The sequence below is a fragment of the Streptococcus pseudopneumoniae IS7493 genome (assembly GCF_000221985.1).
In the GTDB taxonomy this organism is placed as follows: domain Bacteria; phylum Bacillota; class Bacilli; order Lactobacillales; family Streptococcaceae; genus Streptococcus; species Streptococcus pseudopneumoniae.
In genome coordinates this window covers 1,070,706-1,091,454 of record NC_015875.1, presented here as the reverse complement: position 1 = coordinate 1,091,454, position 20,749 = coordinate 1,070,706, and the positions used below count along the sequence as shown (strand labels likewise).

General features: G+C 39.3%; 21 protein-coding genes and 1 pseudogene. 13 read left to right on the top strand and 9 right to left on the bottom strand.

The features are described from left to right. Positions 1-170 precede the first annotated feature (170 nt). Complete coding sequence (gene nrdE, locus SPPN_RS05675) at positions 171-2,330, bottom strand: class 1b ribonucleoside-diphosphate reductase subunit alpha (protein WP_000523257.1); 2,160 nt, start codon at positions 2,328-2,330, stop codon at positions 171-173. An 80-nt stretch (positions 2,331-2,410) separates the two neighbouring features. Next, entirely contained in the window at positions 2,411-2,629 is a 219-nt protein-coding gene (nrdH, locus tag SPPN_RS05670) for a glutaredoxin-like protein NrdH (RefSeq protein WP_000259247.1), read from the bottom strand. A gap of 348 nt (positions 2,630-2,977) precedes the next feature. On the opposite strand from nrdH, the gene SPPN_RS05665 reads away from it, so the two are divergent. Together SPPN_RS05665 and ptsP are read left to right on the top strand one after the other, a co-directional pair. Further along, complete coding sequence (locus tag SPPN_RS05665; RefSeq protein WP_000146947.1) at positions 2,978-3,241, top strand: phosphocarrier protein HPr; 264 nt, start codon at positions 2,978-2,980, stop codon at positions 3,239-3,241. A 5-nt stretch (positions 3,242-3,246) separates the two neighbouring features. Then, positions 3,247-4,980 carry a phosphoenolpyruvate--protein phosphotransferase gene (ptsP, locus tag SPPN_RS05660; protein ID WP_000138121.1) on the top strand — a complete coding sequence of 578 codons (1,734 nt, stop codon included), beginning with the start codon at positions 3,247-3,249 and terminating at the stop codon, positions 4,978-4,980. Between the two features lie 62 nt (positions 4,981-5,042). Here the strand turns inward: ptsP and SPPN_RS13915 are convergent, their stop codons facing one another. The 3 genes from SPPN_RS13915 to dhaS all read right to left on the bottom strand — a co-directional run bounded on the left by SPPN_RS13915 (position 5,043) and on the right by dhaS (position 6,769). Then, positions 5,043-5,189, bottom strand: a complete 147-nt coding sequence (locus SPPN_RS13915) for a hypothetical protein (RefSeq protein WP_023941215.1) — start codon at positions 5,187-5,189, stop codon at positions 5,043-5,045. Positions 5,190-5,252: 63 nt separating this feature from the next. After that, positions 5,253-6,242 carry a DhaKLM operon coactivator DhaQ gene (gene dhaQ / locus SPPN_RS05655; RefSeq protein ID WP_000142829.1) on the bottom strand — a complete coding sequence of 330 codons (990 nt, stop codon included), beginning with the start codon at positions 6,240-6,242 and terminating at the stop codon, positions 5,253-5,255. Beyond that, positions 6,239-6,769 carry a dihydroxyacetone kinase transcriptional activator DhaS gene (dhaS, locus tag SPPN_RS05650; protein WP_000168610.1) on the bottom strand — a complete coding sequence of 177 codons (531 nt, stop codon included), beginning with the start codon at positions 6,767-6,769 and terminating at the stop codon, positions 6,239-6,241. The genes dhaQ and dhaS overlap by 4 nt, the downstream gene beginning before the upstream one ends. Before the next feature lie 153 nt (positions 6,770-6,922). Between dhaS and dhaK the strand changes: the two genes are divergently transcribed. The 10 genes from dhaK (at position 6,923) to pdrM (ending at position 15,002) form a co-directional block, all read left to right on the top strand. Beyond that, entirely contained in the window at positions 6,923-7,912 is a 990-nt protein-coding gene (gene dhaK, locus SPPN_RS05645) for a dihydroxyacetone kinase subunit DhaK (protein WP_000720685.1), read from the top strand. 20 nt (positions 7,913-7,932) lie between these two features. Further along, on the top strand, positions 7,933-8,508 hold the full coding sequence (gene dhaL, locus SPPN_RS05640; RefSeq protein WP_001100265.1) for a dihydroxyacetone kinase subunit DhaL: 576 nt from the start codon (positions 7,933-7,935) through the stop codon (positions 8,506-8,508). Next, positions 8,508-8,882, top strand: coding sequence for a dihydroxyacetone kinase phosphoryl donor subunit DhaM (gene dhaM, locus SPPN_RS05635; RefSeq protein WP_000534745.1), 375 nt, complete (start codon positions 8,508-8,510; stop codon positions 8,880-8,882). The genes dhaL and dhaM overlap by 1 nt, the downstream gene beginning before the upstream one ends. Positions 8,883-9,444: 562 nt before the next feature. Next, complete coding sequence (gene pynA / locus SPPN_RS05630) at positions 9,445-10,158, top strand: pyrimidine 5'-nucleotidase PynA (protein WP_000120615.1); 714 nt, start codon at positions 9,445-9,447, stop codon at positions 10,156-10,158. 13 nt (positions 10,159-10,171) lie between these two features. Beyond that, on the top strand, positions 10,172-10,819 hold the full coding sequence (locus SPPN_RS05625) for a hypothetical protein (RefSeq protein ID WP_049779887.1): 648 nt from the start codon (positions 10,172-10,174) through the stop codon (positions 10,817-10,819). A gap of 137 nt (positions 10,820-10,956) precedes the next feature. Next, a complete protein-coding gene (locus SPPN_RS05620; RefSeq protein WP_000401332.1) occupies positions 10,957-11,610 on the top strand; it encodes a uracil-DNA glycosylase in 654 nt (217 codons plus the stop codon). Positions 11,611-11,619: 9 nt separating this feature from the next. After that, positions 11,620-12,084, top strand: coding sequence for an NUDIX hydrolase (locus tag SPPN_RS05615; protein WP_001135773.1), 465 nt, complete (start codon positions 11,620-11,622; stop codon positions 12,082-12,084). 12 nt (positions 12,085-12,096) lie between these two features. Then, positions 12,097-13,365, top strand: coding sequence for a dihydroorotase (locus tag SPPN_RS05610; protein WP_000924496.1), 1,269 nt, complete (start codon positions 12,097-12,099; stop codon positions 13,363-13,365). Positions 13,366-13,378: 13 nt separating this feature from the next. Continuing rightward, positions 13,379-13,639, top strand: a complete 261-nt coding sequence (locus SPPN_RS05605) for a hypothetical protein (RefSeq protein ID WP_001105921.1) — start codon at positions 13,379-13,381, stop codon at positions 13,637-13,639. Between the two features lie 10 nt (positions 13,640-13,649). Next, the gene (gene pdrM, locus SPPN_RS05600; protein WP_000278528.1) at positions 13,650-15,002 is read left to right on the top strand and encodes a sodium-coupled multidrug efflux MATE transporter PdrM; all 1,353 of its coding nucleotides are present in this window, start codon (positions 13,650-13,652) and stop codon (positions 15,000-15,002) included. Positions 15,003-15,216: 214 nt separating this feature from the next. Here the strand turns inward: pdrM and xerS are convergent, their stop codons facing one another. The 4 genes from xerS to ylqF form a co-directional block, all read right to left on the bottom strand. After that, positions 15,217-16,287 (bottom strand): tyrosine recombinase XerS, encoded by a 1,071-nt coding sequence (gene xerS, locus SPPN_RS05595; RefSeq protein ID WP_000817848.1) that lies wholly within the window; start codon positions 16,285-16,287, stop codon positions 15,217-15,219. Positions 16,288-16,840: 553 nt separating this feature from the next. Further along, positions 16,841-18,403: a ClC family H(+)/Cl(-) exchange transporter gene (locus tag SPPN_RS05585; protein ID WP_000392563.1), complete on the bottom strand. Its 1,563-nt coding sequence runs from the start codon at positions 18,401-18,403 to the stop codon at positions 16,841-16,843. Between the two features lie 15 nt (positions 18,404-18,418). Then, positions 18,419-19,198 (bottom strand): ribonuclease HII, encoded by a 780-nt coding sequence (locus tag SPPN_RS05580; protein ID WP_000201103.1) that lies wholly within the window; start codon positions 19,196-19,198, stop codon positions 18,419-18,421. After that, the gene (ylqF, locus tag SPPN_RS05575) at positions 19,185-20,036 is read right to left on the bottom strand and encodes a ribosome biogenesis GTPase YlqF (RefSeq protein WP_000201328.1); all 852 of its coding nucleotides are present in this window, start codon (positions 20,034-20,036) and stop codon (positions 19,185-19,187) included. Before ylqF ends, SPPN_RS05580 begins: the two co-directional genes overlap by 14 nt. A 454-nt stretch (positions 20,037-20,490) precedes the next feature. On the opposite strand from ylqF, the pseudogene SPPN_RS05570 reads away from it, so the two are divergent. Further along, a pseudogene (locus SPPN_RS05570) lies at positions 20,491-20,706 on the top strand (transposase domain-containing protein); the annotation flags it as partial. Positions 20,707-20,749: the final 43 nt, after the last annotated feature.

Here is a 20,749-nt window from a genome sequence, read left to right as displayed (position 1 = left end):
ATTTAGTATTGCGAACTCACAATTATTTCTACTTTACCATAATTCTATAGGAGTATCGCACAAAAAGTCGGAAGCCCGACTTTTAAAATGTTACATAAATTATGTTATGACATAGTAGATTTGATTTTATCAGTGCTGCTTAGGGAAAAATAATGTTTCTATGCTAGAAACTAAATCACACAGCTTTCACATTGGTTGGCGCCGACTTCTCCACCGTCATCTGTAAAGGTACGGACGTAGTAGATAGACTTGATTCCCTTGTTAAAGGCATAGTTACGAAGGATGGACAAATCACGTGTCGTTTGTTTATTTTCCCTCTTCCATTCGTAAAGGCCTTTTGGAATGTCACTACGCATGAAGAGGGTGAGTGAAAGTCCTTGATCCACGTGTTCAGTCGCAGCAGCGTAAACATCGATGACTTTACGCATATCCATATCGTAGGCAGAAGTGTAGTAAGGAATGGTTTCTGTAGACAAGCCAGCAGCAGGGTAGTAGATTTTACCAATTTTCTTCTCTTGGCGTTCTTCGATACGTTGCGTAATCGGGTGGATAGAAGCAGAAACGTCGTTGATATAGCTGATAGAACCATTTGGCGCTACAGCAAGGCGATTTTGGTGGTAAAGACCATCTTCTTGAACCTTGTCGCGAAGTTCAGCCCAATCAGCAACACCAGGGATAAAGACATTTTTGAAGAGTTCTTTAACACGGTCTGATGTTGGAACAAATTCACCAGTTACATACTTGTCAAAGTAACTTCCGTTAGCATAGTCTGATTTTTCAAAGTTGTGGAAGGTAATACCACGTTCACGCGCAATATTGTTTGACTCAACCAAGGTCCAGTAGTTCATAAGCATAAAGTAGATGCTTGTAAATTCAACAGACTCAGGCGATCCATATTCAATCAATTGTTGGGCAAGGTAGCTGTGAAGTCCCATGGCACCGAGACCAAAGGTGTGGGCTTGGCTATTTCCATGGTCGATAGTAGGAACAGCTACGATGTGCGAACTATCTGTAACGAAAGTGAGGGCACGAACCATAGCACGGATAGAACGACCAAAGTCAGGTGAAGTCATCATGTTGACCACGTTGGTTGAACCAAGGTTGCATGATACGTCTGTTCCCATTTGAAGAAATTCTTGAGCATCATTGATCAAGCTTGGTTCTTGAACTTGAAGAATCTCAGAACACAAGTTACTCATGATAATCTTACCATCAACAGGATTTGCACGGTTAGCCGTATCAATGTTGACGACATAAGGGTAGCCAGACTCTTGTTGTAATTTAGAGATTTCAGTTTCCAAATCACGCGCCTTGATTTTTGTCTTGCGGATATTTGGATTTGCGACCAATTCATCGTATTTTTCAGTAATGTCGATGTAGTTGAATGGCACACCGTATTCTTTTTCTACAGAGTAAGGACTGAAGAGGTACATTTCTTCATTTTTACGAGCCAATTCGTAGAATTTATCGGGTACTACAACACCAAGTGATAGGGTTTTGACACGAACTTTTTCATCGGCGTTTTCTTTCTTAGTTGAAAGGAAGGCGATGATATCAGGGTGAAAGACGTTGAGGTAGACAACACCGGCACCTTGACGTTGCCCCAATTGGTTGGAGTAAGAGAAGCTGTCTTCAAAAAGCTTCATAACTGGAACGACCCCAGAAGCTGCTCCTTCATACCCCTTGATAGGAGCTCCAGCTTCACGAAGGTTGCTGAGGGTAATTCCCACACCACCACCGATACGTGAAAGTTGAAGTGCTGAGTTGATAGAACGTCCGATAGAGTTCATATCATCAGTTACTTGGATTAGGAAGCAAGATACTAACTCCCCACGGCGAGCACGTCCAGCATTCAAGAAGGAAGGAGTAGCAGGTTGGTAGCGTTGGTGGATGATTTCATTGGCAATATCGATTGCAACAGCTTCATTCCCATCAGCGAAATAAAGGGCGTTAAAGAAGACACGGTCTTCCATACTTTCAAGATAGTATTCACCGTCATTAGTCTTCAAGGCATATTGATTGTAAAATTTATAAGCAGCCATGAACGACTTGAATTGGAAGTTTTGATCTTTGATAAATTGTGACAATTCTTCCAAGAACTCTGGACGGTATTTCTTGATAAAGGCTGTTTCGATGTAGTTATGTTCAATGAGGTAGTTGATTTTATCTTTAATTGAATCAAAAACCATAGTGTTTGGAACGACATTTTCTTTAAAGAAGGCATCCAAGGCTTCCTTATCTTTATGAAGCATGATTTGTCCATTAACAGGACGGTTGATTTCGTTATTAAGACGGAAGTAAGTCACGTCTTCAAGATGTTTTAATCCCATAAAATTTCCCTTATCTAATTACAAAAGAAAGGCATCTAAGTTAGCCCTAGAAGCAGTTTCTTCTGGATGATGTACTAAGATTATGCTAATTGTTTCAGTTTTCCTGGTTGGAAACCTGAAAAGACTTCAGTTGGTGTTTGGATAACAGGAGCTGCGCTGAAACCGAGCTCTTTAACTTGATCGATGTACTCAGGCTGCTCATCAAGATTGATTTCACGATAAGAGACATTATTACTGTCCAAGAAACGTTTGGTCATTTTACATTGGACACAATTGTTTTTAGAATAAACGGTTACCATTGTGTAACTCCTCTTCAAAATTTAATACTATCTTAGTATATCAGAAAATAAAATTTTGTCAATGATTTGAACTAAATATAGTGGTCTTTTTTTATAGTCAAGCTCACAAAACACAATATGTAGTGTTTATTTTATAAAACAGCAATGATTATCCTATAAACTGTTTTTAAAGAAACTATATCCTGTGTTTGTTATCTAGGATAGAAGATTTTCAGCAAGTTATCTGAAAGGAAATTGAAGGAAAATCCAGAAAATGCTTGAAAAAAATCCTAGAAGATGATATAATACCAAATTGTAAGGGTTATCACATATAACTCAAAAAAGAAAGAACAAAAGGAGAGTCAAACTATGGCTTCTAAAGATTTCCACGTAGTGGCAGAAACAGGTATTCACGCACGTCCAGCAACATTGTTGGTACAAACTGCTAGCAAATTTGCTTCAGATATCACTCTTGAGTACAAAGGTAAATCAGTTAACCTTAAATCAATTATGGGTGTTATGAGTCTTGGTGTTGGCCAAGGTGCTGACGTAACTATCTCAGCTGAAGGTGCAGATGCAGATGACGCTATCGCTGCAATCTCAGAAACAATGGAAAAAGAAGGATTGGCATAAGGGAAATGACAGAAATGCTTAAAGGAATCGCGGCATCTGACGGTGTTGCAGTTGCAAAAGCATATCTACTCGTTCAACCGGATTTGTCATTCGAGACTATTTCAGTCGAAGATACAAACGCAGAAGAGGCTCGTTTGGATGTTGCTCTTGAAGCTTCTCAAAACGAGCTTTCTCTTATCCGCGAGAAAGCTGTAGGTACGCTTGGTGAAGAAGCGGCTCAAGTTTTTGACGCTCATTTGATGGTTCTTTCTGACCCAGAATTGATTGGTCAGATTAAAGAAACAATTCGTGCTAAGAAAGTCAATGCAGAAGCAGGTCTTAAAGAAGTGACTGATATGTTCATCACGATCTTTGAAGGCATGGAAGACAACCCATATATGCAAGAACGTGCAGCGGATATCCGCGACGTGACAAAACGTGTATTGGCAAACCTTCTTGGTAAGAAATTGCCAAACCCAGCTTCTATCAATGAAGAAGTAATCGTGATTGCGCATGACTTGACACCATCTGATACAGCTCAATTGGACAAAAACTTTGTAAAAGCTTTTGTAACAAACATCGGTGGACGTACAAGCCACTCAGCTATTATGGCACGTACACTTGAAATTGCAGCTGTATTGGGAACAAATAACATCACTGAAATCGTCAAAGACGGTGATATCCTTGCCGTTAACGGAATTACTGGTGAAGTGATTATCAACCCAACAGATGAACAAGCGGCAGAATTTAAAGCAGCTGGTGAAGCTTATGCTAAACAAAAAGCTGAATGGGCACTTTTGAAAGATGCTCAAACAGTGACTGCTGACGGTAAACACTTCGAGTTGGCTGCTAACATCGGTACTCCAAAAGATGTGGAAGGTGTTAACAACAACGGTGCAGAAGCTGTTGGACTTTACCGTACAGAATTCTTGTACATGGATTCTCAAGACTTCCCAACTGAAGATGAGCAGTATGAAGCATACAAGGCTGTTCTTGAGGGAATGAATGGTAAACCAGTGGTTGTTCGTACAATGGATATAGGTGGAGATAAGGAACTTCCTTACTTCGATATGCCACATGAAATGAACCCATTCCTTGGATTCCGTGCCCTTCGTATCTCTATTTCTGAAACTGGAGATGCAATGTTCCGTACACAAATCCGTGCCCTTCTTCGTGCTTCTGTTCATGGTCAATTGCGTATCATGTTCCCAATGGTTGCCCTTTTGAAAGAATTCCGTGCAGCTAAAGCAGTTTATGAAGAAGAAAAAGCAAACCTTCTTGCTGAAGGAGTTGCAGTTGCGGATGACATCCAAGTTGGTATCATGATTGAAATTCCTGCAGCAGCTATGCTTGCAGACCAATTTGCAAAAGAAGTTGACTTCTTCTCAATTGGTACAAATGACTTGATCCAATACACAATGGCGGCAGACCGTATGAACGAACAAGTTTCATACCTTTACCAACCATATAACCCATCAATCCTTCGCTTGATCAACAACGTTATCAAGGCAGCTCACGCTGAAGGTAAATGGGCTGGTATGTGTGGTGAGATGGCTGGTGACCAAACAGCTGTTCCACTGCTTGTCGGAATGGGCTTGGATGAGTTCTCTATGTCAGCAACATCTGTACTTCGTACACGCAGCTTGATGAAGAAACTCGACACAGCTAAGATGGAAGAGTACGCAAACCGTGCCCTTACAGAGTGTTCAACAATGGAAGAAGTTCTTGAACTTCAAAAAGAATACGTTAACTTCGATTAATGTGTGATCAACCTTGTAACCTAGTTGCAAGGTTTTTTGGGCGCATTTTGGAAAAGTATGGTCTAATACTCTTTCAAAATCTCTTCAAACCACGTCAGCGTCGCCTTAACGTAGATATGCTCACTGACTTCGTCAGTCTTATCTACAACCTCAAAACTGTGTTTTGAGCAACCTGCGGCTAGTTTCCTAGTTTGCTCCTTGATTTTCATTGAGTATAAGATAAAAGCAAAGGTCTAACAAGTGATGTAGCCCTTTTGAGTTATACAAGCAAATTACCATGAAAAAGCTGTTGTTGGAGCATTGAGCGCTTCTAACCATTGTTTATTTTTCGCAGGGCAAAGAGTTACGGATATACCTGCCATATCCAGACTGGTCATAAATGTTCCTGATTTTATAAATGTAATAGTGATTCCTTCAATTTCTAAGAGTTGAAGGAGATCATTGATAAATATACCCATTTCTAAGTTGCTGGTAGTGCCTAGATTATTTACAAGCAATATAAATTGATCACCCTTTTTCCAATGATAGTGCAATCTTAATTTACTTATAATTTCATTTGCAAGGATTTCCGATGATTGGAATGGGACTATACGATAGCCTTCTTCGCCATGTATCCCAATACCATAAGAAATATTTCCTTCTTCTAAGTTAAATAGTGGAAGGGTGGCTTGGGGGAGACTAGCCGATTTCGTTGCAAAGCCAATTGTTGCGATTTCGGTAGCAAGTTCATAACCTAAATCAGTTAGTTGCTCGATGTCAGCACCGTTCTGAGCCGCATATCCTAGGATTTTATGAAGTAAAATAGTCCCTGCAAGCCCCCTTCCTCTAATTTGAAATCTATTGTGAGCTTCAATAGAAATATCGTCGTGTGCTAGACTATAGCCGACCTTAATTCCTTCTTGTCTAGCAGTATTAATGGCCCAGCTAAATTCTTTGATGTCTGCTTCGAAATTTTTTACAATGATGAAGACACCGTGACCATTGTTTAAAAAACGAATGGACTCTAAGATTTCAGTTCTTGTAGGAGGAGTAAATAATTGGCCATAGATAGCAGCGGTAAGCATTCCTTTTCCCACATATCCAATATGCGCAGGTTCGTGACCGGAACCTCCACCCGACAAGATTGGAACCTGATGAGGGTTGCGATTTTTTTGATAGACTAGTGGTAAAGTAGGGTGTTTTTCTAATTCAGGATGACTGCTGACAGTTGCTGAAATGTAACTTGAAATAATTTTCTGTTTATGATTTGAAATAAATGTCATTGTGGTCTCTCTCCAATAATTGTCATGATTAGAAAGTCTGGTTGTGGAACTGGACTTTTTTTATTGACGCAAGCCTTCACGATTTCTGCTAGAGCATGTGAGTGATAATCTAGCAAAAAACAAGTATAAGCAGATGAATCGCTATCAATCTGACCATATTCTCTTAAAATTTTTGATACAAGCAAGCGACAGTAGCTGATAAAGTGGTCATAGAAGTTATTTTGCCCTTGAATATCAAAAAGTTGAATATAAAAATCACGCTCTTGTTCGAAATAAAGAAATAATTCTTGTAATAGTTTTTGGCCTGAAATGAAGTCCAAGTTATTGGTGATATACTCGGTTAAGTCAGTTTCAAATATCCAGTCTAACAGTTCATATTTGTCAAGAAAGTGATTGTAAAAGGTCTGTCTACGAATGCCAGCTGATTCCATGATATCTACAATGGAGATTTTATCAAATTCTCTAGTAGCTAATAGGTCTCTAAATGCCTTGGCAATCCGTTTTTTTGTAATGAGTGATGATGCCATAGGAAGCCTTTCTTTTACTTCCTTCATTTTACCAAAAAAATGTTTGAAACGGGTTTAAAAGGGGACAAATAATAGAATCTGTCCCTTATCATCCAGCAATAAAAAGTATATAATGAAATCGAAAACAAAGATACATGCCGAAAGGAGTTTCTCATGAAAAAAATTATAAATGAACCGACACAAGTTGTTGATGAAATGTTGCAGGGGTTGTCATTCATGCATGATGACTTGGTTCAACGCTTAGATGGTTTTGATGTTATCGTTAGAAAGGCAGAAAAGACAGGAAAAGTTGGACTCATTTCAGGTGGAGGTTCAGGACATGAACCCAGTCATGCTGGATTTGTAGGAGATGGAATGTTGTCTGCTGCCATTTGTGGAGCAGTCTTCACTTCACCTACTCCGGACCAAATTTTAGAAGCCATTAAGGCGGCTGATGAAGGTGCTGGAGTTTTCATGGTCATCAAGAACTATTCTGGTGACATTATGAACTTTGAAATTGCACAAGAACTTGCTGAAATGGAAGGTATTGATGTAGCAAGCGTTGTGGTTGATGATGATATCGCTGTTGAAAATAGTCTCTATACCCAAGGGCGTCGAGGTGTTGCAGGTACTATATTAGTCCATAAAATTTTGGGGGCTGCAGCTCGTTCTGGTAAATCATTATCTGAAATGAAGGACTTGGCAGATAAACTTGTCTTAGAAATTAAAACAATTGGTCTTGCCTTGTCTGGAGCAACCGTTCCTGAGGTTGGGAAACCAGGTTTTGTTCTAGAAGATGATGAATTTGAATATGGAGTTGGTATTCATGGTGAGCCAGGATATAAAAAAGAGAAAATGCAACCTTCAGCACAATTGGCCTCAGAATTGGTTGAAAAATTATCTGAAGGTTTCCAACTTAAAGCTGGCGAACGCTATGGCCTTCTCATCAATGGTTTAGGGAGCACACCTCTTATGGAACAATACGTATTTGCAAATGATGTGGCTAAATTACTCCATGAAAAAGGTGTTGAGTTGGCATTTAAGAAAATTGGAAACTATATGACCTCAATCGATATGGCTGGTTTGTCATTAACATTGATTCGATTGGCAGATGATGAGTGGTTGGATGCTCTAAATGCACCTGTTACTACCCCAGCTTGGTAAACTCAAGGAGGAAATGTCGCATGAATGTTGAACAAGCTCTTGAATGGATGAAGCTTTTTAATGAAAAGATTCAAGAACAGAAAGATTACCTTAGTGAGTTAGACACTCCTATAGGAGATGGAGACCACGGTGGAAATATGGCGCGTGGCATGGCTGCAGTTATGGAGAACTTAGAAGGAAAGCAATTTGAAACAAGCAGTGATGTGTTTAAACTTGTCTCAATGCAACTACTGAGTAAGGTAGGCGGTGCTTCTGGTCCTCTGTATGGCTCTGCTTTTATGGGCATGGCCAAGGCTGATTCTAATTCGAAAATAGAGGAAATCTTACAAAGCGGTTTGGATATGATTGTCAAACGTGGGAAAGCAGAAGTTGGAGAAAAGACAATGGTTGATGTTTGGGCTCCTGTTATTGCTGCCTTGTCTGCTGGCCAATTGACTCAAGAGGTTATTGATAAGGTAGTGAATGCTACCAAAGATTTACTTGCAACTAAAGGAAGGGCATCTTATGTAGGAGAACGTTCTCTTGGACATATTGATCCTGGATCATTCTCATCAGGATTACTCTTTACTGCTCTTTTAGAAACTGGGGTGTTTTAATGGGAAGTATTGGTCTTGTTATCGTTTCACATTCCAAAAACATTGCACAAGGTGTCGTTGAACTGATTAGTGAAGTAGCTAAAGAGGTCCCGATTACTTATGTAGGAGGAACCGAAGATGGAGGAATTGGAACAAGTTTTGATCAAGTAGATAGGGTTGTTTCCGAAAATCCAGCAGATACTTTATTAGCCTTTTTTGACCTAGGTTCTGCTAAAATGAACTTAGAAATGGTGGCTGATTTCAGTGATAAAAGTATCATGATAAATAGGGTTCCAATTGTAGAAGGTGCCTATACTGCAGCTGCTCTTCTTCAGGCTGGTGCAGAACTGTCAGTTATTCACACACAGTTGTCGGAGCTTGAAATCAATAAATAAGGAATCTTACTATAACTCTTTTTATAGGTGGGCTATTGATTATCTCAACTATCAAAGTTTAATACTCAATGAAAATTAAAGAGCAAACTAGGAAGCTAGCCGCAGGCTGTACTTGAGTACAGCAAGGTGAAGCTGACGTGGTTTGAATTTGATTTTCGAAGAGTATAAGTAAATGATTTCAAAATCAGAAAAGGATTGCTTGGGCAGTTCCTTTTTGTTTAAAAGGAGTAGAATTATAGTGTTTCTAAATTGTTCATCATTCAAAACTGATTGTGATAGGACTATTCTAGCTTTAGAATCCTTCAAAAATTAAAGTTTAAGGCAATCAATTACTTAGAAGAGTACGAAAACATTTAGTTTATAGGAATTCTAGACCTAGAATCACATGGATATTTATGAAGTTAGGGTATTCGATAGTTAGGATTGTTCTATTCTGAACGATTTGAGCTGTCAATTGTATAGAAAGTGTTCGAATTTTTTTCAAGTGATTAAATTAGTTAATTGTATGAGGTGCTTTATGATATAATGTTCTTAATGAATTTTCAGAAAGGAAAACCTCAAATTGTCCTACAAATTTCTACTCTTCGACCTCGACCACACTCTTCTTGATTTTGATGCTGCTGAGGATGTGGCTTTGACCCAACTTCTAAAAGAAGAAGGAGTTGCGGATATTCAGGCTTATAAAGATTATTACGTTCCTATGAACAAGGCTCTCTGGAAAGACTTGGAGCTGAAGAAAATCAGTAAACAAGAGCTGGTTAACACGCGCTTTTCTCGTTTATTTGCTCATTTTGGACAGGAAAAAGACGGTAGTTTTCTTGCCCAACGTTACCAATTTTACCTCGCCCAGCAGGGACAAACACTATCGGGCGCTCATGATCTCTTGGACAGCCTCATTGATCGTGATTATGACTTGTATGCTGCGACAAATGGCATTACTGCCATTCAGACAGGACGTTTGGCTCAATCTGGTCTAGGACCTTATTTCAATCAAGTCTTTATCTCTGAGCAATTGCAAACTCAAAAGCCGGATGCTCTATTTTATGAAAAAATCGGTCAGCAGATTGCTGGATTTAGTAAAGAAAAGACGCTGATGATTGGAGATTCTCTAACCGCCGACATTCAAGGTGGCAATAATGCTGGAATTGACACGATCTGGTACAACCCTCATCACCTCGAAAATCACACACAAGCCCAGCCAACTTACGAAGTCCATTCTTACCAAGACTTGCTGGATTGTTTGGATAAAAATATTCTTGCAAAGATCACATTTTAAAGGAGACGAGCTAATGATTACAAAAAAAGCTAATATTACTATTGAAGAGTACATTGAAATGTCTGAAGTTGATTTTAATGAAGCTGTTAATTATGAATTTACATCTGACACTTGTCAATTAGCAAATAGTATTTATCAATCTCTTTTTAAGTTTTTTGATAAGAAAAATTTCTCTGGCGATTTAATTTTTACTTGGAAATCTTCATCATTAGTCAAAGAAGGGGATTATATTGGGAGAAGGGATTCACAAGTAGATAATCTTAGAGTAATAGGAAATATATTTCCGAATTATCTTACTAATCGAAAATATAGCCTCAATATGAATCGTAATGGCTGTATGGGAGATTTTCCTCATGATTTTTTTGATATATACCTAGATCATGTAGCAAAGTATGCCTACGAACAAAAAGTTAATAATATTAAAGAGTATTATCCTTTAAAAAGAGCGATTTTACACCAAGAGAATGCATTGTATTTTCGATTGTTTTCTAATTTTGACGACTTTTTAGAAAAAAATTATTTAAAAACTATATGGCAAGTTTCTAAAGAAACTCCTTTTTCTGAAATGGATTTTAATATGTTTAAAAATATTTCAGAAAAGATAATCTTCGAAAGAGGTAGTAAAATGCTTAATGATTTAAAAAGTAATTATAAAAAATAGCCAGTCTTTATAAACTGTATTCACGTATTCAAATCGTATATATAGTCGATTTATTAAATCTTTAGATAAACTGTAAAAAGTGGTTTAGATAACCACTTTTTGCTATAATAGAGGCAGTAAAAATGAAGGAGTCGGCTATGGAACACTCGTCTTGGCATGCTTTGATTAAGGCGCAATTACCTGAGGGTTATTTTAGAAAAATCAATCAGTTTATGGAGCAGGTCTATGCTCAGGGGACTGTTTATCCGCCCAAAGAAAAGGTTTTTCAGGCTCTCTTGACAACACCGCTTGAAGAAGTTAAGGTGGTGATTCTAGGGCAAGACCCCTATCACGGGTCAGGTCAAGCGCAGGGTCTGAGTTTTTCTGTACCTGACTCTATCCCAGCTCCGCCTTCCTTGCAAAATATCTTGAAAGAATTGTCAGATGATATCGGAGTTAAGAAATCTCATGATTTGACAGCTTGGGCTGAACAAGGAGTCTTGCTTCTTAATGCTTGTTTGACAGTTCCTGCTGGACAGGCCAATGGTCATGCTGGTCAGATATGGGAGCCCTTTACAGACGCTGTGATTCAGGTGGTCAATCAACTAGATAGACCAGTTGTCTTTGTACTCTGGGGAGCCTATGCTCGTAAGAAGAAGGCCTTAGTTACCAATCCTCACCATCTGATTATCGAATCAGCCCATCCCAGTCCTTTGTCAGTTTATAGAGGATTTTGGGGTTCCAAGCCTTTTTCCAAGGCCAATGCATTCTTAAAAGAAACAGGACAAGAGCCAATCGATTGGCTTAGATAAGGAGAAAATATGCCTCAGTTAGCGACAATTTGCTACATTGATAACGGGAAAGAACTGCTCATGCTCCACCGTAATAAGAAACCCAATGATGTCCATGAAGGGAAATGGATTGGTGTGGGTGGTAAGCTAGAGCGTGGTGAGACACCTCAGGAATGTGCAGCGCGTGAAATCCTTGAAGAAACAGGGCTCAAAGCCAAGCCAGTTCTAAAAGGTGTTATCACTTTTCCTGAATTTACGCCAGATTTAGACTGGTACACCTATGTTTTTAAGGTGACAGAGTTTGAGGGCGACTTGATTGACTGCTATGAGGGGACGCTAGAATGGGTTCCCTATGATGAGGTTTTGAGCAAGCCGACTTGGGAAGGTGACCATACCTTTGTTGAGTGGCTTTTAGAGGACAAACCCTTCTTTTCAGCCAAGTTTGTTTATGATGGGGATAAATTGTTGGATACCCAAGTTGATTTCTATGAATAAAGGAGAAAGCAGATGCTACTAATCAAAAATGGTCGTGTAATGGATCCCAAGTCTGGTTTGGATCAAGTTTGTGATGTCTTAGTTCAAGATGGGAAAATTATCAAAATTGCGCCTGAGATCACGGAAGAAGGAGCAGAAACGATTGATGCTACTGGTCTTGTAGTTGCTCCTGGCTTGGTCGATATTCATGTTCATTTCCGTGAACCTGGTCAAACCCACAAGGAAGATATTCATACAGGTGCCCTAGCAGCCGCTGCAGGCGGTTTTACAACTGTTGTCATGATGGCTAATACTAGTCCAACCATTTCAGATGTAGAAACCCTGCAAGAAGTTCTCCAGTCAGCTGCTAAGGAAAAGATTCATGTTAAGACGGTTGCGACCATTACTAAGAATTTTAATGGGCAAGATTTGACTGACTTTAAAGCACTCTTAGAAGCTGGAGCTGTTGGTTTTTCTGATGATGGTATTCCGCTTGAAAGTAGTAAAGTTGTCAAGGAAGCCATGGAGGAAACTAAAAAGCTTAATACCTTTATTAGTCTTCATGAGGAAGATCCAGGTTTGAATGGGATTCTTGGGTTTAACGAAAATATTGCTAAAGAACATTTCCATATCTGCGGTGCGACTGGGGTGGCTGAGTATGCTATGATGGCGCGTGATGTCATGATTGCCTATGCAACCAAGGCCCATGTTCATATTCAGCATTTGTCTAAGGAAGAAAGTGTTAAAGTAGTGGAGTTTGCTCAGGAGCTAGGTGCGCAAGTCACAGCAGAAGTAGCGCCACAGCATTTTTCTAAGACCGAAGCACTCCTCTTGACACAAGGAGGTAATGCCAAGATGAATCCTCCACTTCGTTTGGAGTCAGACCGTCGTGCTGTTATTGAAGGTCTCAAATCAGGTGTCATCACAGTCATTGCGACTGACCACGCGCCTCATCATGTAGATGAAAAAAATGTTGAGGATATTACCAAAGCGCCATCTGGTATGACTGGCTTAGAAACATCCCTGTCTCTCGGCTTGACCTATTTAGTAGAAGCTGGTGAGTTGATCTTGATGGAATTACTTGAAAAAATGACATACAACCCAGCCAAGCTTTACAACTTTGAAGCAGGTTACTTGGCTGAGAATGGTCCAGCAGATATCACTATTTTTGATGCCAAGGCTGACCGCCTTGTGGACTCCCATTTTGCTTCCAAAGCAGCTAATTCACCATTCATCGGTGAAACCTTAAAAGGGCAAGTTAAATATACCATCTGTAAGGGACAAATCGTTTATCAAGCTTGATAGGAGTTGGAATATGAATTATTTTCGAAAACGTAGGGAAAGACAAGCAAAATCTAATAGTGGAATTTGCTGTCCCGCAGCTAATCGTTCTAAAATTCAATATGAAACTAAAGAAAAAGCTGACCATGCGGTTCAATATGATAATGGAGGTTTAGTTAGAAGCTATTATTGTCGTACATGTGCGTGTTGGCATACTACTTCAAAATCTAATAATCCTCCGCTAAGTTTGAAAAAATATGGTCTGAAACTCTTTGGTTTAGATAAATCAGAATAGAAAGAGAAGTATGTATAAGACAAAGTGTTTACGAGAGAAGTTAGTATTATTTTTAAAGATATTTTTCCCAATCCTGATCTACCAATTTGCCAATTATTCTGCCTCTTTTGTTGACACTGCAATGACAGGTCAATACAATACTATGGACTTGGCTGGTGTGTCTATGGCAACCAGTATCTGGAATCCTTTCTTTACCTTTCTAACAGGAATTGTGTCGGCCTTGGTACCCATCATTGGTCATCATCTTGGTCGAGGCAAAAAGGAAGAAGTTGCATCTGATTTTTACCAGTTCATCTATCTAGCCTTGGGTCTATCTGTGGTCTTGCTGGGGATGGTGCTTTTCTTGGCACCACCAATCTTGAATCATATTGGACTAGAAGCACCAGTGGCAGCAGTAGCGGTTCGCTATCTTTGGTTTTTATCTATCGGGATTATCCCCTTGTTGCTCTTTAGTGTCATTCGTTCCTTGCTGGATTCGCTGGGCTTGACCAAACTGTCCATGTACCTCATGCTTTTGTTACTTCCTCTCAATAGTGGATTTAACTATCTCTTGATTTACGGGGCCTTTGGTGTTCCAGAACTGGGAGGTGCTGGTGCTGGTTTAGGAACATCCTTGGCCTACTGGGTCTTGCTGGGGATTTCTGTTCTGGTTCTATTTAAACAGGAGAAGCTCAAGGCTCTACATCTTGAGAAACGAATTCCGCTTAATATGGATAAAATCAAGGAAGGAGTTCGTTTAGGTCTGCCTATTGGGGGGACTGTATTTGCTGAGGTGGCTATCTTTTCCGTGGTTGGCTTGATTATGGCTAAGTTCTCGTCCTTGATTATCGCTAGTCACCAGTCAGCTATGAACTTTTCAAGTCTCATGTACGCCTTTCCTATGAGTATCTCATCTGCTATGGCTATTGTCGTTTCCTATGAAGTGGGAGCCAAGCGATTTGATGATGCGAAAACCTATATTGGTCTAGGAAGATGGACAGCCCTCATTTTTGCGGTCTTCACCTTATCCTTCCTTTACATTTTTAGGGGAAGTGTGGCTAGTCTTTATGGTAACAACCCAGAATTTATCGATTTGACAGCACGTTTTTTGACTTACAGTCTTTTCTTCCAGTTAGCAGATACCTTTGCAGCACCTCTTCAGGGAATTTTACGGGGGTATAAGGATACCGTTATTCCTTTTTACCTTGGTTTGGTTGGTTATTGGGGGGTGACACTCCCGGTAGCTATGGTATTCGACTCTCTAACAGATTTTGGAGCTTATTCTTACTGGATCGGTTTGATTATTAGTCTAATTGTAAGTGGGGCTCTCTACCGTTGGCGTTTAACTGTGATTATGAAGAGATTTGAATCCAGAAAAGCTTGATTTTTAGAATTCCTACAAGCAAAAATATCAATCCTTATCTGCATTATTTTTGCTATAGTTAAATTAGTAGTAGGAAAATGAGAACTTCAAAAATATAGAAACAATTGATATTCCACACCACTTTACTGGGATCAGATATAAAGAAAAAGAAGTTGCTTATTTTTAGCAGCTTCTTTTTTTGATAAATATTTTACATAAGTTATATTACGTAAAATTATAAACTATCCAAGGCATTTTTTTGTTCATCATTGACGATATGGGTATAGAGGTCAGTGACTTGTGTACTGGCATGTCCTAGCTGGTGACTGACCAAAACTTGCGATTTAGTAGCATCATAGAGCCTAGTTGCTAGGGTATGGCGCAGTTTATGGGGTGTTACACGGACTTTGAAGTCCTCTGAGTATTTAGCAACCATTTTCTCAACGCTGGAAGCGTCAATACGATTGGGAACACCTCTATAGAGTGTCAAAAAGAGGGCTGTGTCTGTTTTTTCCGTCTTATAGCGTTGATTTCGAATGGCCAGATAATTCTCTAAATAAGGCTTAGCAAAGGCAGCAACATTGACCGAATCGCGTTTGCCACCTTTTCGAGTGACATCAATAACCATCATTTTTAGATTGAGATCTCTTAAATCCAGATTAACAGCTTCAGATAAGCGAACACCCGATGCCAAGAGAAGGGCAATAATGGCTAAATCTCGTTCTTTATTTTTGTTGAATGATGAGAGAGCTCGATTTGAAAGCTGTTGTGGGTACTCTTGGTCAATATAAGTTAGAAAACCTTCTGTTTCATCACCTAAAAAGAGTTTTTGCTTGATGTTTTCAGCTCTGGCAGCAAGGGTCTCTTTCTTTTTCTTTGTTGAAACTTTCTTCATTACATTACGATAGAAATAAGGTTCGCCCTGGTCGTTTTCAACCTCCTCGGTCAGATACTTGTAAAGACTGGAAAGCGCTGATAAGGTCCGATTGATGGTTGTCTGAGAAACACCTTGTTTGCTTGTATTGGCATTCAGCAAAGGACGTTCTCGAAGATAAAGGATAAAAGCCTCCATATCTTTCTTTGACATGTTTTCCAAGACAGATAAAGGAATATTAGACATTTTATCAGCGTTTGAGATACCAGACTCCAAAACCCAGCTGAAAAATCGATCATATTCCTTGAGGTATTCGTACAAGGTTGTAAAACTGTAAGGAACAGCAAGCTTAGATTGGTAGTATTCAAGAATATACCAGGGCATGATTTGTTTTAGTTTGTCGATTCGTTCCAGTAAAATCTCACGTTTCATGTATTTTCTCCATAAATAAGTCTATTAGTAGTATAGCATGGACTTATTTATTTTTCAAGAAAATTATAGTTTTTCGGAAAGATGATATAGAGCTTTTTAAAGAAGACTTAGACCTGAGTAAAACAGATCTAAGTCTTTGGAGTTTCTATTGAGAATCATTAGCTAGTGCTTTTTCTAGTTTCCAAATACTAAACCAGAATGAAATAGTCAACAGAATAAAGAAAATCATAAAGAACTCACCCATTAAACTTCTGTTAATACTACACAACTGAAGAGCTATATAAGGAGCTATGAGATACAAAATACATTGTATAATTGCTATTGTTTTCTTTTTCATGATTTTAATCTTACTGTACAGATTTGATACAGTAAACTCCTTTCTAGCTTTATGCTTTATCATTTCTAACTTAATTATAGTCTTATTTTACCAAAGTTCAATTATTTGTATGTAAAATTCCTCATCAGTAAAAAATAACCGATCTCATTGCTGAGAATCGGTTTTCTAAATAAATCAGGTCAGCTGTTTGCATAATATAAATTATGTAAACAAACTCTACAACAACAAATCTTTGACTTTCCCAATTTCGCTTTTTGGAATAACCAGGTGAATCATATTACCCAGATACATTCTGGTTGAGCCGTTAACTGTTTGGCTCTTTCCATTATGGACTTGGGTAGTGATGAGGACGTTGTGTGGTAAGTTGAGTTCGTGTACTTGTTTTCCAGCAATCTTATCAGAAACTGGTATTTCGATAAGGGTAACTTCTCCTTCACTGGATACTTCTTCTGGAAGCATTTTTTCCAGCATGGCTTCATAGACTGGTGTACCCTTGAGCAAATCCATGATAATATAAGAAACAAGAGTGACAAGACCAAGTGGCATGAGGTTGCGAATATCTCCTACCATCTCAGTTACGAGGATCATGGCAGTTAAGGGAGCTTTTGATATTGCTCCAAAATAGCCACTCATTCCTAGAATGACAAATATAGGGAATTGCTCTTGACTGACAAGTCCAAGATTGACGCAGATAACACCAACTAGGGCACCAAGTAAGGAACCAAGCGCCAAAATTGGTAGGAAAATGCCTCCTGGAAGACCACTTCCATAACTAATCATGCTCCAGATAAAGCGAATTAAAAAGTAAGCTAATAGAACTTGGAAACTAAAATCTTGCTCAGTTAAGGAAAGAACAAGCTGATTTCCACCACCAAGGACGTGGGGTAAAAAAATTCCGACTGGTATGATGAGAATGAAGGCCAGAATTGGATAATAAGCTCTATCCAAATGGATTTTTTGACCAATCCAATCATAAAGTCTACCGACATCGAGCACAGCTTTTTCATAGAGAAAACCGGAAAATCCAAGGAAAATTCCCATCACAAGATAAATCCAGTATTGATCTAGGGTCATGAGAGGAATGTTATCTGGCATATCCAATACTGGTGTCAAACCGAACATGAGCAGAGACACAAAGTTTGCTACGATGCTGGCTGCTAGTGTAGAAACCCAGAAAAAGCGCGAAAAATGGTGATAAACTTCTTCTACTACAAAGAGGAGGCCTGCTATTGGTGCATTAAAGGCTGCGGCTAAACCTGCTGCAGCTCCACTGGCAATTAAGCAACGTTCCTCTACTGGACTGGATTTGAGCCACTTGGCAATTCCTTTACCACCAACTGCTCCCAGTTGGATACTTGGCCCTTCACGCCCCAGCATAAGGCCACTTGCAATAGCAAGAATTCCTAGAATATATTTTTTCCAAAGAACTCCCCACCAATTGAGGGTCATGAGACCTTTCAGTTCGGCTTCGACTTGCGGAATTCCTGAGCCTTTGATATCTTTTTCTGATCGAGTTAATTTAGCACTGAGCCAACAGATGATTAGATAAAACAGGCCGATAATAAATAAATTAACAAATAGGTTAACAAATAGGTGTCCTTGATCTTGATAAAGTCCTTGTATCAGGTGGAAGCCCTTTTCAATTAAGAAACGAAAGGATCCGACGATAATTCCAACGACGAGGCCGACAATGATTCCTCGACCAACTTGGGATAGTATAGTGCTGGATGCAAAGGCGAATTCTTTCTTAGAACGGACTATTTCCGACTGTTCCTCCATGGTATTTCCTTTCAATTAACTTTCTTTTTTACCTAAAACCAGTGATTTAACGGGTTCAAAGCTGGTTCGGTGAATTGGGGTAACTCCTAGTTTGTCAAGTCCTTCCAGGTGTTTAGCAGTTCCATATCCTGCATTAGCAGCGAAATCATAGCCAGGGAACTGCTGATCGAATTCCTTCATCAATTTATCACGGGTCACCTTGGCTACTATAGAAGCTGCTGCGATAGAGAGGGAATTAGCATCACCTTTGATGATGGAGGTTTGTGAAATGGGCAACTCCAGTTTCATGGCATCTATCAAAAGGTGCTCAGGTTGAGGACTGAGCTGGGAGATTGCTTCCTGCATGGCCAGTTTAGTTGCTCCGTAGATATTGACTTGGTCGATGACCTGATTATCCATGATACCAACACCAATTGACAAGGCTTGGTCTTGAACTGCTTGGAAAATCTCCAGATGTTTCTTTTTAGGAATTTTCTTGCTGTCATTGAGGCCTCTAATCTTACAATTTTGAGGTAAAATAACGGCTGCAGCGACTACAGGACCAGCAAGAGGACCTCGGCCGACCTCGTCAACACCTGCTATCAAGGTCAATCCTTGCTTGTAAAGTTCTTTTTCATAGGAAAGCATGGATTCCAAACGAAAATCCTCATCCAATTCAGCCTGAATGGCTTTTTTACGCTTGCTGATTTCCTTTTGAACTCCAGAGCGACTATCCTGTTCGAGTTGTAAAAAAAGAGGGTTATCTAAGTCCTTGACCGTTGCAAGAAGTTCTTTTATTTCTTTAATCGTCGCCATAGAGGTCTTTCAATGTATCTAAGGTATAGTTACCGAGTTTGCCATCACGGACTTCCTTCACGAAGAGACTGTAAAAACGGTCATAGTCATCACGGAAACCGAGGGCACGGGTCATATCCATAATAATCACAGGCGCTTCCTCTTCAATTTTCATTTGTTTGAAGCGTTCAGCCAACTTTTCTGGATAATGTTCTTTGAAATAATTGAGGCCAAAAATAGTTACCTCATCCATAGGAAGCAACTGGTCTTTGATAGCTCCAGTCAAGGCCAGTTTCAGTGCAACAGTTTCATCCTCAAACTTAGGCCAGAGAATCCCCGGTGTATCCAAGATTTCCAGGTCTTTATTGGTTTTGAGCCATTGTTGCCCCTTGGTAATCCCTGGCTTGTTTCCAACAACAGCAATTTTCTTACCAGCCAAACGATTCATCAGAGTTGATTTACCAGCATTTGGAATCCCAATAATCATGGTACGCAAGGTTTCAATCTGAATACCACGTCCTTTCTGACGAGCAATCTTATCGGCCATGAGCTTTTTGGCCGCATCTGTTACAACTTTTACAGTCACTTGCTCTTTGGAATTGATAGTCAGCGTCTGGATTCCCTGTGATTCAAAATACTGACGCCATTCTTTGGTCATTACTGGATCGGCCAAGTCCGCCTTGTTTAAAATCAGGAGTTTCGGTTTATCACCAACAATCTTGGTCAACATAGGATTTTGACTAGATAGAGGTAAGCGTGCATCCACCAAAATCGTTACAAAATCAACAAATTTTAGATTTTCCTGCACCTGCCGACGCGCTTTAGACATGTGACCAGGAAACCATTGAATAGTAGCCATTGAGTTTTTCCTTTCATAGCGAGGATTTAGATACCCTATTTTATTTTACTATCGTTTGAACACATAGAGTTTTCAAATGGATGATGTCCAAACAGTTCTTGTTTTATGACATAGAAATCTACTTTATATTATATCATGCCTTCTTTATTTTGTCCGATGATAGCCTTTCAAGTACCCTATATATAGTAGATTAAAACAAGATGTGAACAAATCGATTAGGAAAGTCAAATTAATTTCTAGAAATATTTTAACATCTATAACGTACTATTCTAAAGTAAGTGCGTCATAACAAGGTATCGTATCTATCCTAATTCCCCAACTTCCGGTATACTAGATAAAAATAGTTATCGGAGGAAAGGTAGTGTACTATGATGATTCAACTAAACGATTTAGGTCAAGTTCACCTTGAGTAAAAGAGTCCGGTGGACTCTTTTAGCCTAAGCTAAATTTTAAAAAGCGAGGGTGGTTGTTTTCTCAAAGTTTTGAAGGAGCTAAAGCAAGAGCTATTATTATGAGTTTGTTGGAAACAGCTAAACGTCATCAACTAAATAGTGAAAAATATCTATCCTATCTTCTAGAATGTCTTCCAAACGAGGAAACTCTCGTAAACAAAGAGGTTTTAGAGGCTTATTTACCATGGACTAAAGTTGTACAAGAAAAGTGCAAATAAGAAATCTCCAGATTAGGAACTATCCGTGAGTTCTCTAGTCTGG

Coding starts and splice junctions, on each gene's coding strand:
- nrdE (WP_000523257.1), bottom strand. CDS start 2,330: ATGGGATTAAAACATCTTGAAGACGTGACTTACTTCCGTCTTAATAAC.
- nrdH (WP_000259247.1), bottom strand. CDS start 2,629: ATGGTAACCGTTTATTCTAAAAACAATTGTGTCCAATGTAAAATGACC.
- SPPN_RS05665 (WP_000146947.1), top strand. CDS start 2,978: ATGGCTTCTAAAGATTTCCACGTAGTGGCAGAAACAGGTATTCACGCA.
- ptsP (WP_000138121.1), top strand. CDS start 3,247: ATGACAGAAATGCTTAAAGGAATCGCGGCATCTGACGGTGTTGCAGTT.
- SPPN_RS13915 (WP_023941215.1), bottom strand. CDS start 5,189: ATGAAAATCAAGGAGCAAACTAGGAAACTAGCCGCAGGTTGCTCAAAA.
- dhaQ (WP_000142829.1), bottom strand. CDS start 6,242: ATGACATTTATTTCAAATCATAAACAGAAAATTATTTCAAGTTACATT.
- dhaS (WP_000168610.1), bottom strand. CDS start 6,769: ATGGCATCATCACTCATTACAAAAAAACGGATTGCCAAGGCATTTAGA.
- dhaK (WP_000720685.1), top strand. CDS start 6,923: ATGAAAAAAATTATAAATGAACCGACACAAGTTGTTGATGAAATGTTG.
- dhaL (WP_001100265.1), top strand. CDS start 7,933: ATGAATGTTGAACAAGCTCTTGAATGGATGAAGCTTTTTAATGAAAAG.
- dhaM (WP_000534745.1), top strand. CDS start 8,508: ATGGGAAGTATTGGTCTTGTTATCGTTTCACATTCCAAAAACATTGCA.
- SPPN_RS05625 (WP_049779887.1), top strand. CDS start 10,172: ATGATTACAAAAAAAGCTAATATTACTATTGAAGAGTACATTGAAATG.
- SPPN_RS05620 (WP_000401332.1), top strand. CDS start 10,957: ATGGAACACTCGTCTTGGCATGCTTTGATTAAGGCGCAATTACCTGAG.
- SPPN_RS05615 (WP_001135773.1), top strand. CDS start 11,620: ATGCCTCAGTTAGCGACAATTTGCTACATTGATAACGGGAAAGAACTG.
- SPPN_RS05610 (WP_000924496.1), top strand. CDS start 12,097: ATGCTACTAATCAAAAATGGTCGTGTAATGGATCCCAAGTCTGGTTTG.
- SPPN_RS05605 (WP_001105921.1), top strand. CDS start 13,379: ATGAATTATTTTCGAAAACGTAGGGAAAGACAAGCAAAATCTAATAGT.
- pdrM (WP_000278528.1), top strand. CDS start 13,650: ATGTATAAGACAAAGTGTTTACGAGAGAAGTTAGTATTATTTTTAAAG.
- xerS (WP_000817848.1), bottom strand. CDS start 16,287: ATGAAACGTGAGATTTTACTGGAACGAATCGACAAACTAAAACAAATC.
- SPPN_RS05585 (WP_000392563.1), bottom strand. CDS start 18,403: ATGGAGGAACAGTCGGAAATAGTCCGTTCTAAGAAAGAATTCGCCTTT.
- SPPN_RS05580 (WP_000201103.1), bottom strand. CDS start 19,198: ATGGCGACGATTAAAGAAATAAAAGAACTTCTTGCAACGGTCAAGGAC.
- ylqF (WP_000201328.1), bottom strand. CDS start 20,036: ATGGCTACTATTCAATGGTTTCCTGGTCACATGTCTAAAGCGCGTCGG.